Below are 11,627 nucleotides of genomic sequence, written 5' to 3'. Positions count from 1 at the left end.
CTATTGTGTTTTGTCTAAATTTTCATCATACATTCTGTGTTATTTTTTAAAATTATCTGTTGAGTTATTATATTTAAATAGCTGTTTTTTTAACTTCAGAGAATCTTTTACCTTAAAATCTTTTTTTTACCGGAACAATAAAAGTGTGGCGGGGAAATATTTCATGCAGTCAGCACATAGATGATTTCGATGATGAAGAATGCAACAAAGCAGATCATTCCCGGATTTAGTATCATTGTTTTAATGGGATTTTTTAAGGCAATCTGTGTTTTGGCCCCATTGAATTTTCCTTTTTTATACATTAACAGGCCATATGTTCCAAAAAGGAATGCTGAAATAATCACTAGAAAATAAATCCCCACAACTGCCAAATCAAATGGGCCGAATGCATTTGAAAGCACTGCCTGGGCACTTTCACCCATGAATAGGCTAATGACAGATCCTAATAGATTGAGACTGATATGTAAAAGTATAGTATAGATTATTTTTCCGGTTCTTATGTAAACGTATGCAAAAAATCCTCCCAACAGGAAAGCATAAAAGAATTGGCTTATGTTGCCGTGGAAAAACCCGAATATTATTGCTGACAGTATTATTGAAACCCTGGCACCATATTTGATTGTTCTGTCAACCAGAAACTTTCTAAATAATATCTCTTCAAAAATCGGGCCTATGATGCTGACTAACATTAGATTCAGCATGATGTCCGATGAGTTGATTAGCCTTTCTACAGGATTTATGATGTCGGTTTGGAAAAAATTCCCGATTGCTGCAGTAATCAGAAGACCGGCTATATTTCCAATCCACATCAGGGTTATTGAAATTGCAAAGTAGAGTAGGAATATTTTGATATCTAATGGGTGTTTTTCTAGTTTTTGCGATGCTATCTTTCTCATCAGAAAGTAAAATATTGGAAATGGGAGTATATAATTGCATAGGGATGTTAATATGACCAACATGTTAAAATCGCTAAGCAAATCTGCATGGAGTATTCCGATAATGTTCAATAAGACGATTTGGATTATGATGGCTGATATACCTAATATTGCATAATTCAATCCTATTTTTGAGAAAAATTTTTCATGAATGTTCAATGTTTCACCTGGTTATCATTATTTCCTTTTTCTTAGTATTTAATAGTATCTTTAGCTAATTTTTTTAAAGTTTTTATACAATGATGACCTATTTATTAATGTATAAAAATTTTAATTAAGTGATGAAATGTTTGATAATTATAAGAATAAATTTATTCCGTTGATTGTACCGATAATTTTAATATTGTTCTGGTATTTTATAACTGATGGGATAGAACTGTTTTCTTCATATATATTGCCGAGCCCTATCGATGTGGTAAATTCCGCATGGGTGGTAATAGAGAACGGAAAACTTCTTACAAATACCCTTGATACCTTATTTAAGGTATTTGCAGGTTTGATTTGCGCATCTGTTGTGGCTATTCCAGTTGGAATATTGCTCGGATGGTATAAAACCTTGGAGGATTTATGTACTTTTGTAATAAGTGTGCTAAGGCCGATTCCGCCTGTTGCATGGATTCCGTTTTCAATTTTATGGTTTGGAATAGGTACATTCCCTGCTGTATTCATCATATTCATGGGATGTGTATTTCCTATTTTAGTGTATACTATTGATGGAGTTAAAAGAACTGATAAGGTTTTAGTTGAATCTGCTCAAACTTTGGGGGCGAATGACTGGAATGTCTTAAGACATGTAGTAGTGCCTTCAACTGTGCCGTATATTGTTTCCGGTTTGAAGGTGGGTATCGGAATTGCTTTAATGTGTACCATTTCTGCAGAGATGATTGGTTCAAGCAGCGGTTTAGGTTATATGATTTTAACTGCAACAAACCTGTTTGATACAGGTACTACAGTTGTAGGTATGCTGGTAATCGGTTTAATAGGACTTGCATTCGACTTTGTATTTACAAAAGCTCAAAATAGGATATTCTGGTAGGTGTGTTGATGTCAATTGAAGTTAAAAATATAAATAAATCCTTTGAAAGTAAAAAGACAGAAAAATTATCTGTTTTGGAGGATATTAATTTAAACATTGGTGATGGTGAATTGATATGTCTTTTAGGACCGTCCGGATGTGGAAAAACAACACTCCTCCGTTTGATAGCAGGTCTTGACCAACCTACCTCTGGTGAAATTGTTGCAAATGGTGAAGTTGTAAAAAAACCGTCTGGAGATCGGGCAGTAATTTTCCAGCAATATTCTTTATTCCCATGGTTAACTGTTTTACAGAATGTAACTTTCGGTCTTGAGATGACAAAACAGAGTTCAAAAGCCGAAAACATTGCTGCCGCAGAAAGATATCTCACAAGTGTTGGATTAATTGACTTTAAGGATAGCTATCCTCATGAACTTTCAGGTGGTATGAAACAGAGGGTTGCAATTATCAGATCTTTGCTTAATCATTCACCAATCCTGCTCATGGATGAACCGTTTTCTGCATTGGATATGCAGAATAGGCACAAGCTTCAAGAACAGCTCATAGGGGTCTGGAAAAGATTTGAAAACACAATCGTTTTTGTAACTCACGATGTTGACGAAGCAGTCTATTTGGCAGATAAGATAGTTATCCTGGATAAGAATCCTGGAAGAATTGCCGAGATTATTAAAGTGGGCATTGAAAGGCCAAGAAAAAGAGAATCCAATGAATTCATCCGGCTTCAGGAATCAATTGTTGAAAAATTAAATATGGAAGAATAATAGTTTATATCTTAGCTATTAATGTTCCATAATTCCCATTTTTTATTCCTTCATAAACATAATCAAGGGATTTTATAATGCTTGTTTTTAAATCGTTATTTTTAGCCAGATAAGCAACAATGGCTGATGATAAATTACAGCCTGTGCCGTGTAAATTGTCAGTTTCAATCAATTCTTGTTTTATTGTTGTAATCTCACCATCAATGCTGATGGTATTCACTCCATCCAAATGTCCTCCTGTAATGATGTTGTTGCATTTGATGGCTTCACAGGCTTTCATTGCATCTTCCGTGGTGTTAATGTCAAAACCAGTTAATTTTTCGGCTTCGGATATGTTTGGTGTGGTTAGTTTTGCATTTGGAAGCAGATATTTATTAAAAGCATCCGCAAGGTCTTCTTTGGTTAAATCTCCTCCGGAGGTTGCAACCATTACCGGGTCAACTACTGCTTTGAGGTCATACTCCTTTACTTTCCGGGCAACCAATTTGATGATATCTGGAGAGTATAACATTCCTGTTTTTATAAATTCAACCTCATATGAATCCATTACTGAATCGATTTGCTCAGCAATGTATTCTGGTGATATTGGTAAAGTTGAGAAGAATTTATAAGGATTTTGCGCAGTTAATGCAGTTACTATGCATGTTCCATAAACGCCGATGGCCTGAAATGTCTTTAAATCTGCATAAACGCCAGCACCGCCTGACGGGTCAACTCCAGCTATGCTCATTACAATCATCTAATCAGCCCGGGTGACTTTTATTCTTTCAGATCCACGGAATGGCTCGAATGTTACTTTCAGTTCTTTTAGATATTTTCGGGTGTGGGTTTTTTCACCATGAATCATGATTTCACCCAAATCTTCGGCAGTATTAACATCAAGCGCCATAAAGAGGGAATCATGAACCTGCGGATTTAACTTTTTTCTCTCGGCAGCCTGCACATGCTCTTTGTAACTGAAGCCTTCAAATTTTGTCCTGATTGCCATAGGTTTCATGATAATCATATTTGTTCCACCTCCTTTTGATGGAACAATTATGAAATCAAGACTTTTAGATGCCTCGATAAGCATCTGGATATTTGTTTTTCCAATTAGGGGAATGTCTGAAGGAACGATAATAATTTTTCTGGCTTTTCCTTTGCAATATTTCATGGCCTGTGTCAGTGCTTTGTTCAAATTGGAATTCTCATCTTCCAGGATTGTATTCAAGTTCAAACTTTCCGCATAACTTAACACGTCCTCATCTCTGCTGATGATGAAAATTTTGTCTACATGTTTCTTTAAGGTGTCAGTCACGTCCTGAAGCATCACTTTCAGGAGTTTTTCTCTTTCAGCTTCTGATAAAAATGGAGATAATCTTGTTTTGGCATTCTTGAACTTAGAAACTGGAATAATTGCGTAAATGTCATCCATGTTATCACTAGTATGTTTTAGCTATTAAAGCAACATATTTCGCATCCTTTCCGCTTGCAATGCATTTGCCTTCAGATATTTCCTCTTGAATACCTAAAACGTCATATCCTGTCTTCTCTTCAATTTCATGTCCCACTTCCTCTTCGCCGCACCAATAGAATTTGGCAACATTGCCGGATTCAATAATCTCTGGAATTTCATCAAGGGTTTCTGCGAATTTAACATGTTCTGCTTGGAAATCCCATGCCTGTGATGATAGATTTTCAGAGGATTTGTCCAATAGTTCAATAATGTTATCTGCCAAATTATCATCCAGAGCAATTTCAACCTTTTCTTCAGTGTCTCTTCTCATGGCTATTGTAATGTTGTTTTCCAAATCGCGCGGTCCAAGTTCGAGTTTGACTGGAGTTCCTTTCAACTCCCAATCATTGAATTTTTTACCTGGCCTGATGTCTCTGTCATCAATATTGACTCTTAAACATTCAGCTTCGAGTTTTTCTTTGATTTCATCACATTTTGCAAGAACTTCCTCCTTGCCCTTTTTGAATAGAATTGGAATTATTGTAACTTGATTAGGTGATACTTTCGGCGGTAAGCGTAATCCTTTATCGTCACCGTGAATTCCAATTAATGATGCAATGACTCTGTCGGATACTCCAGCACATGTCTGATAAGCGTATTTGTGTTCTCCATCCTTATCTTCAAAGGTAATGTCAAAGGTTTTTGCGAAGGTTTGTCCTAAATTATGGATTGTACCAATTTGCAAAGTCTTGCCGTTAGGCATGATGGTATCAAAAGCCATTGTATAGTCGGAACCCGGAAACTTGTCCCATTCAGGTCTTTTTGAAATTAAGTAGGGAATTCCCAAATCGTCAAAGAATTCTTTATACATTTCAATAAAGTCTTGAATTTGTTCATCTGATTCTTCTTTGGTTGCATGGGCGGTGTGAGCCTCTTTGAAGGTTGTGATTTCACGCACACGTATTAATGGTCTTGTGTGTTTTGTTTCGTATCTGAATGTATTTACGATTTGATACATTTTAATTGGAAGGTCAATGTGTGTTCTAATCCATAAGGAGTACATCGGATAAATTGCGGTTTCACTGGTTGGTCTGAGCGCTAACTGTTCGTTTAATTCTCTTTGACCACCTTTAGTTACCCAGTACACTTCATCTTCGAATCCTTTCACATGAATTCCTTCTTTAGCAAGTTCGCTTTCAGGAACAAGCATTGGGAAGAGTACTTCGTCATGGTCCTTATCAAGTAATCTTTTAATAATGTTCATTGAATGTTTTCTTATCTGAAAACCGTATGGTCTCCAAACAGCCATTCCCTTAATAGGATACCTTGAATCAGTTATGTCCGCATTTTCTAAAATATCATGAAACCATTCATCAAAATTTTCCACCTTATCACCTAAAATAATTTTTATAACATTAAACTATCTGTTTTTAATAAGTATTAAAGTTATTTAAAAGAAAGTTATTTATAATTACTCTTTACATATATATTAATGTATAATTTAATATTAGGAGATATTTATGAGTAATAGGAAAATACAAATGCCTCGTGAAGTTTACATCGATCCTGGTATTATAAAAGATACTGGGGGGATTTGTAAATCGTTGCATTTAGATAAAAAGATTCTAATCGTTACAGGTTCTCATACATATGATGTGGGTGCAAAACCTGCCATTGAAAGCCTGGAAAATGATGGTATTGAATATGATGTTATTAAAGTGAATAAAGCATCTGCAGATTCAATATCTGAAGTTGAAGAATTAATCACACCAGATACTGCTGTTTTAGGTATTGGTGGGGGAAAAGTTATAGACGTAGCTAAGCTGTCTTCATTTAATCAGGGAGTATATTTTGTATCCATGCCAACAACAGCTTCACATGACGGTATTGTATCTCCTATGGCATCAATCAAAAATCCTAATACTTCAATTTCAATGACTGCACACTCTCCGATAGCAGTCATTGCCGATTCTGAAATTCTTGCACAGTCACCATTTAGATTGCTGGCTGCAGGATGTGCCGATTTAATAGCTAACTTCACAGCAATCAAAGATTGGGAATTGGCTCATAGACTTAAAAATGAATCCTTTTCTGAATCTGCAGCGGCACTATCAATCATGTCTGCGCATCTGATTACAGACAATATTGCCAATATTAAACCTAATCTTGAACCTAGTGCACGCATAGTTATGAAATCCTTATTCAGCGGAGGAATGGCTATCAGTATTGCAGGTTCATCAAGACCTGCAAGCGGATCTGAACATCTTTTCTCACATGCGCTGGATAAAATATTGGATAAGCCTGCGCTTCATGGTGAACAATGTGGTATAGGAACAATAATGATGATGTATCTTCATGGAGGAAATTGGAAAGCTATTAGAGAGTCTCTTAAAGCAGTCCAAGCTCCAACCACTGCAGCGGAAATTGGTGTGGCTGAAGAGGATATTATTGAAGCACTGATTATGGCTCATGAAATCAGACCTGAAAGATACACTATTTTGGGCGATAACGGAATTTCAAAGGAAGCTGCCTATGAACTTGCTCATAAGACAGAGGTGATTTAATGATTACATTGATAGGAAAAGAATTAGCAAAAAAAGGTCAGGAGTTTGTTTTTCTAGGTCCTGCTGATGAATGCGAAAATTGCAGATTTAAATCATCTTGCGTTGGAAATCTAGAATTAAATAGGAAATATGTTGTTGTCGATGTTAAAGACACCCAACAGAAATGCCCAATACATGCGGAAGAAACTGTAATTCCTGTTGAAGTTGATCGGGCTAAAATAGATTTATTGACAGATTCAAAAAGTATTTTTGAAGGATCAACATTTACATTTAACGCTCCTGAATGTGATGAAACTTGCGAATTCCACGATTTATGTTTCCCGGACGGATTACAGGAAAACGATAAGTGCATTGTTTTGGAAAATAACGGTAAACATAAAGAGGAATGTAAAAAAGGTTATAAACTCAATAAACTTACTTTAGGATTTGTGGTATAATGAAAAATGCTAGTAGTAATGATTCCAGTAAAAAGAATGCGGGTTATAAAGCTGCAGAGTATGTAAAAGATGGGATGATTTTAGGGCTTGGTACAGGTTCAACAACCCATTATTTTATAGAAAAAGTAGGCATGCGAATTCGTGATGAAGGAATTAGCGTAATGGGAATTCCAACATCATTCCAGTCATTGTTTATTGCTAAACAGTGGAATATTCCAATAACTACTTTGGAAGAGCATGACATTGACCTGTCTGTGGATGGTGCTGATGAAGTTGATTCTCAATTCAATCTGATTAAAGGTGGCGGAGCAGCACATACAAAAGAAAAGATAGTTGATTATGCTGCTGAAGAATTCATTGTCATTGTAGATGAATCAAAATGTGTTAAACAATTAGGTAGTTTTCCAGTTCCTGTTGAAGTTTTACCTGACGCATCCCGTGTGGTTATTCAGGCTCTTGAGGATATGGGGGCTGTATGTGAAATAAGAATGGCCCAAAGAAAAGACGGTCCTGTAATAACGGATAACGGTAACTTTGTCATTGATGCCAAATTTGAGAAAATAGAATCACCGGTTCACTTGGAAATTGATTTGAACTCAATTCCGGGCGTTGTGGAAAACGGAATATTCTCACAGATGGTTGATAAGGTCATTGTTGGAACTCCTGAAGGAACAAAAGAATTGTAGGTGATAATGTGCCCGGTCCGTTTGGTGGAATGCCTTTTTATGACTTGAAAGATGTGGGTTATAAGATTGCTATTCTATTTGGAGTATTAATTGTAATTTATGGTGTGCTTTGGCTTTTAGCCGAATTGGGAGTAATCCCTGCAATATTTTTCGCAATATTCCCACAAATAGTTCTAATTTTGGTTGGAATATTTATAATTTATATAGCAGTAAGCAGAAAGAATGCTTACTAAACTTATTTTTTTAAAAAAAGAAAAATTAAAAGAGATTAATTAAAATCTCTTTATTTTGCAATTATTTTAACTTTTTTACTTATTGCATTGTAGTATTTGTTACCTGCAAATTTGACAAGTGAAGTGAAACTACCTTTTTTGGTTAATTTGGTAATTTTTAAGGTTGCAACACCTTTTGCATTGGTTGTTGCAGAATAAGTTTTACCATTAACTTTGATAGTAACTTTAGCTTTTGCAATAACTTTTCCGGATTTGGATTTTAAAACAACTTTATAAGCCTTGATTTTGAGGTTTACTTTATATGCTTTATTGGAAGCGGTTAATTTTGATGCTTCTTTGGTGACTTTGATTGTTACAGTTTTAGTGACTGCTTTGTATTCATCATCACCAGCAAATTTAATAGTTGCTTTTTTAGATCCTGTTGCAGTTGATTTAAGAGTTACAGTAGCTACACCTTTGGAATTGGTTGTTGCTTTGTAGGTTTTACCATTGAATACAATTGTAATTGTCTTTTTATCTAAAGTATTGCCTTTTGCGTCTTTGAGGGTTACAGAGTATTTGTAACCTGATGCAATGGTTTTTAGATAAACAGTTTTTCCGGCTGCAGTTATTGTGCTGGTAACTTTATTAACAGTTATTTTGGCACTTGCTTTTGCATTTGCATAATTATCGTTACCTGTGAAACTGATATTTGCAATGTAATCTCCTGCAGGTAAATCAAGAGCTATTGTAGCAGTACCATTTTCATCAGTTGTAACTGTGTGATTAGTGGTATTGATTGAAACTGCAAGTGTTTTACCTGTCATTACAACATTATTTTGGTCGATTAATTTAATTGTTAATACGCCGGATTTGTATGTTGTGGTTACATCAGGAGCTTCAATAGTAACTACTTCCTTGTCACTGTAAGTTCTCATTACATTTTTTACATTATTGATATATTTATTTTCAGCTTTAATGAGGTAGTATTCAAATGTAGGTGGGAATGGTAATTTGTCTGGAGTGTATGAATTTGGACCGATAGTCACATTGTAGTATCCTCCAGCAAGTAAAATAGCTATTCTGCTTCCACTTAAAGTGTTGTTGAATAAGTATTCGTTTCCAGAACCGTAACATGTAATTGAACTGATTTTTGAGTTTAATATTGTGTTGTTGTAAACTTTGTGTCCGTAAGAGTGTAAAAGATAAATTCCTTCTTTTGCACCGGATATAGTGTTGTTAAATACGGTTGCACCAAATCCTGCTCCAAATCTTACGTCAATTCCATGATTTTTAGCATTGGTTATTGTGTTGTTTGCAATAATTGATTGTTTGGATCCAAAGCATAAAATACCTGTTGTGTACTGGTTTGATATTTTATTGTTTGTAAGTATTGCGTTAGGACATCCGTTCTGTCTTTCTCCAATAAACATACCCCAAGATGCACCGTTAATGTTACATCCCGTAACGGCAATGTTTTTGCTGATGTATGCATAGATGCCTGCAGTACAGTATTCTTCACTATATTGATTTATGTTGGAAGCGTCATATGCAGGATATTTGCCGACAATATTTAAATCACTTATGACTGTACCAGTATTATTAACGGAATATATTACTGCTGAATATTGGATTCCAAATCCGCCCGCATTAGTTGCATTAATTATCCTTTCTGGAATTAAGTCTTTGCTAGCAGATTCACGGCCAATTAATGTAGCATTATTTCCGATTATTTTAATGTTTTTGTTGACAATGCAAAGTGTAACATTTTCAAACACTGCATTTTCTTCAAAGATTAAAGTATCTCCATTAGCCATTCCATCAATAGTCGCTTGGATTTCATCGTTGGTCATTCCGGAGGTTATTGTTGTAGTATTTCCAGTAGGTTTTAACATAGTGCCATAATCTACAACAACATCTGCGGGGGTTTCAATTCCAGTATATTCGACATATGTGATTTCAGATACACTGCTGTCAGTGTGGGTGCCCATCATTGATGAGACACTTGCATAATCACCTTTTGCTTCTGCAACATAGAATACAAATGATGGTGGGAATGGTAATGTGTCTAATTTCCAGTCATTTTCACCGATTGTAATGTTTGAGTATGCAGTATATACGCCTCCTTGAGGAGCTCCCCCTCCTAAAAGAACACCGATTCTTGAGTTGTAAAATGTATTATTTTCAATATTGATATTTCCTGCACCACAACAGGTTATTGAACTTAATGAACAATTAAGGATTGTATTTCCAGTAACAGTGTGTCCTTTTGAGTGTAATAAATAGATACCTTCTTCAGAACCGATAACCTTATTGTTTATAACAGTAGCGTTAGGTCCTGATTGGTGTCTTACGTCAATACCATGGTTTTTAGCATTGGTTACAGTGTTATTTCTGATTATGCTTCTTGGAGATTGGAAACTGAAGATTCCAGTAATCATTTGGTTTCTCACATTGTTGTTTTCAATGATTGTGTCTGCACAGTTTTGAAGCCAAATTCCCCAGGAACATCCGTCTACAGTAATATTACTAATTTGAGCATTGTTTGAGCGATAATTATAAATTACGCAGTTACTGTATCGGGCATCTTTTCCCATGCTGGTTCCGCTGTTTGCACCTGCAACGAAGTTGAGGTCTTTCATAGTCAATCCATCAGTTTCAAGAATGTATAAAGTTGCAAGATTAGTGATGGCGTATCCTCCTTGAGCGGTTGTATTCAGGATTATGTCTGGGGTGGTATTAAGGGATGGTCTGTCATATCCGTATAATGTTGCGCCATTACCGTTTATTGTAATACTCTTGTTTACGTAGATGCAGATGTCTTTATATTCTCCTTGTTGGAAATTCAAGATATCTCCATCATTTAAGCCGTTTATTTTTGCTTGAATTTGATCATTAGTATCTGTTGTCTCGATAGTAACTTCCTGAGGTGTAGTGTTTACATCGCTAATGATGTCTGTAGTTTCACTAGCGCTGGTGATATCTGTTGAATTTTCTGCAGATACTGTACTTGCACCTAAGGATACAATTAATACTAACAGAATTGCTAATATTAAACTCTTCTTATTCATTTTAATCCTCTTTTAAGTCAGTTATATTCAATCACTTAAGTCAATTTATAATAATAAATTTTGTCGATAAGTAATTGATTAAATATTGATTTTTATATTATTTAAATAGAAATGTCTTAAATTCTTAATATAACATTGTTAATTAGTTTTATTTATTGTAATTATGGTTATATCGATGTTATTCTGTAATATAATGCTGTTATATAAGTTAGATTTATATATATTTGACATCAAAATATTAATCGTTAATCAATTTTATATAAATGGATAATTTTTACAAAATAAAAAAATTATTTCAATAAACGCGTTGATTATAAAAAATAGATTATTAGGAAGTTTTAAATATGTATAAAAAAGCATTTAACCTTTTTATCATATCATTATTGTTCTTATTTTTAGTTTCATCAGTTAGTGCAGCTGATGTTGCACAAGACAATATTACTATTCTTTCTAATCGAGACAGCAATTATCACACAATTACTTCGGATTT

At 34.9% G+C, this 11,627-nt stretch carries 11 protein-coding genes; 6 read left to right on the top strand and 5 right to left on the bottom strand.

What is annotated here, in order from left to right; all coding sequences use genetic code 11:
- Positions 1–161 precede the first annotated feature (161 nt).
- A complete protein-coding gene (locus Q4Q55_RS07970; protein ID WP_303372298.1) occupies positions 162–1,094 on the bottom strand; it encodes a CPBP family glutamic-type intramembrane protease in 933 nt (310 codons plus the stop codon).
- Between the two features lie 127 nt (positions 1,095–1,221).
- On the opposite strand from Q4Q55_RS07970, the gene Q4Q55_RS07965 reads away from it, so the two are divergent.
- A complete protein-coding gene (locus Q4Q55_RS07965; RefSeq protein ID WP_303372297.1) occupies positions 1,222–1,971 on the top strand; it encodes an ABC transporter permease in 750 nt (249 codons plus the stop codon).
- A gap of 8 nt (positions 1,972–1,979) precedes the next feature.
- On the top strand, positions 1,980–2,732 hold the full coding sequence (locus tag Q4Q55_RS07960; RefSeq protein ID WP_303372296.1) for an ABC transporter ATP-binding protein: 753 nt from the start codon (positions 1,980–1,982) through the stop codon (positions 2,730–2,732).
- Positions 2,733–2,736: 4 nt separating this feature from the next.
- On the opposite strand, the gene thiD is transcribed toward Q4Q55_RS07960, so the two are convergent.
- Genes thiD through proS form a run of 3 tightly spaced genes read right to left on the bottom strand, consistent with a single transcriptional unit; the run spans position 2,737 to position 5,554 of the window.
- Positions 2,737–3,471, bottom strand: coding sequence for a bifunctional hydroxymethylpyrimidine kinase/phosphomethylpyrimidine kinase (gene thiD / locus Q4Q55_RS07955; protein ID WP_303372295.1), 735 nt, complete (start codon positions 3,469–3,471; stop codon positions 2,737–2,739).
- Positions 3,472–4,146, bottom strand: coding sequence for a 2-phospho-L-lactate guanylyltransferase (gene cofC / locus Q4Q55_RS07950; RefSeq protein ID WP_303372294.1), 675 nt, complete (start codon positions 4,144–4,146; stop codon positions 3,472–3,474).
- A 7-nt stretch (positions 4,147–4,153) separates the two neighbouring features.
- Positions 4,154–5,554 (bottom strand): proline--tRNA ligase, encoded by a 1,401-nt coding sequence (gene proS / locus Q4Q55_RS07945; protein WP_303372293.1) that lies wholly within the window; start codon positions 5,552–5,554, stop codon positions 4,154–4,156.
- A gap of 133 nt (positions 5,555–5,687) precedes the next feature.
- On the opposite strand from proS, the gene Q4Q55_RS07940 reads away from it, so the two are divergent.
- Genes Q4Q55_RS07940 through Q4Q55_RS07925 form a run of 4 tightly spaced genes read left to right on the top strand, consistent with a single transcriptional unit; the run spans position 5,688 to position 8,087 of the window.
- Complete coding sequence (locus Q4Q55_RS07940; RefSeq protein ID WP_303372292.1) at positions 5,688–6,731, top strand: NAD(P)-dependent glycerol-1-phosphate dehydrogenase; 1,044 nt, start codon at positions 5,688–5,690, stop codon at positions 6,729–6,731.
- Positions 6,731–7,168, top strand: a complete 438-nt coding sequence (locus Q4Q55_RS07935; protein WP_303372291.1) for a UPF0179 family protein — start codon at positions 6,731–6,733, stop codon at positions 7,166–7,168. Before Q4Q55_RS07940 ends, Q4Q55_RS07935 begins: the two co-directional genes overlap by 1 nt.
- Positions 7,168–7,854 carry a ribose-5-phosphate isomerase RpiA gene (rpiA, locus tag Q4Q55_RS07930; protein ID WP_303372290.1) on the top strand — a complete coding sequence of 229 codons (687 nt, stop codon included), beginning with the start codon at positions 7,168–7,170 and terminating at the stop codon, positions 7,852–7,854. The genes Q4Q55_RS07935 and rpiA overlap by 1 nt, the downstream gene beginning before the upstream one ends.
- An 8-nt stretch (positions 7,855–7,862) precedes the next feature.
- The gene (locus Q4Q55_RS07925) at positions 7,863–8,087 is read left to right on the top strand and encodes a hypothetical protein (protein ID WP_303372289.1); all 225 of its coding nucleotides are present in this window, start codon (positions 7,863–7,865) and stop codon (positions 8,085–8,087) included.
- A gap of 50 nt (positions 8,088–8,137) precedes the next feature.
- Here Q4Q55_RS07925 and Q4Q55_RS07920 read toward each other — a convergent pair whose 3' ends face one another.
- A complete protein-coding gene (locus Q4Q55_RS07920) occupies positions 8,138–11,137 on the bottom strand; it encodes a right-handed parallel beta-helix repeat-containing protein (protein WP_303372288.1) in 3,000 nt (999 codons plus the stop codon).
- Positions 11,138–11,627: the final 490 nt, after the last annotated feature.

The organism is Methanobrevibacter sp. (genome assembly GCF_030539555.1).
GTDB lineage: Archaea > Methanobacteriota > Methanobacteria > Methanobacteriales > Methanobacteriaceae > Methanocatella.
This window is presented reverse-complemented; position numbering and strand designations above follow the sequence as displayed.

Excerpts from the sequence above, each read along its gene's own strand:
- Q4Q55_RS07965 (WP_303372297.1), top strand. The coding sequence starts at position 1,222 with ATGTTTGATAATTATAAGAATAAATTTATTCCGTTGATTGTACCGATA.
- Q4Q55_RS07960 (WP_303372296.1), top strand. The coding sequence starts at position 1,980 with ATGTCAATTGAAGTTAAAAATATAAATAAATCCTTTGAAAGTAAAAAG.
- thiD (WP_303372295.1), bottom strand. The coding sequence starts at position 3,471 with ATGATTGTAATGAGCATAGCTGGAGTTGACCCGTCAGGCGGTGCTGGC.
- cofC (WP_303372294.1), bottom strand. The coding sequence starts at position 4,146 with ATGGATGACATTTACGCAATTATTCCAGTTTCTAAGTTCAAGAATGCC.
- Q4Q55_RS07940 (WP_303372292.1), top strand. The coding sequence starts at position 5,688 with ATGAGTAATAGGAAAATACAAATGCCTCGTGAAGTTTACATCGATCCT.
- Q4Q55_RS07935 (WP_303372291.1), top strand. The coding sequence starts at position 6,731 with ATGATTACATTGATAGGAAAAGAATTAGCAAAAAAAGGTCAGGAGTTT.
- rpiA (WP_303372290.1), top strand. The coding sequence starts at position 7,168 with ATGAAAAATGCTAGTAGTAATGATTCCAGTAAAAAGAATGCGGGTTAT.
- Q4Q55_RS07920 (WP_303372288.1), bottom strand. The coding sequence starts at position 11,137 with ATGAATAAGAAGAGTTTAATATTAGCAATTCTGTTAGTATTAATTGTA.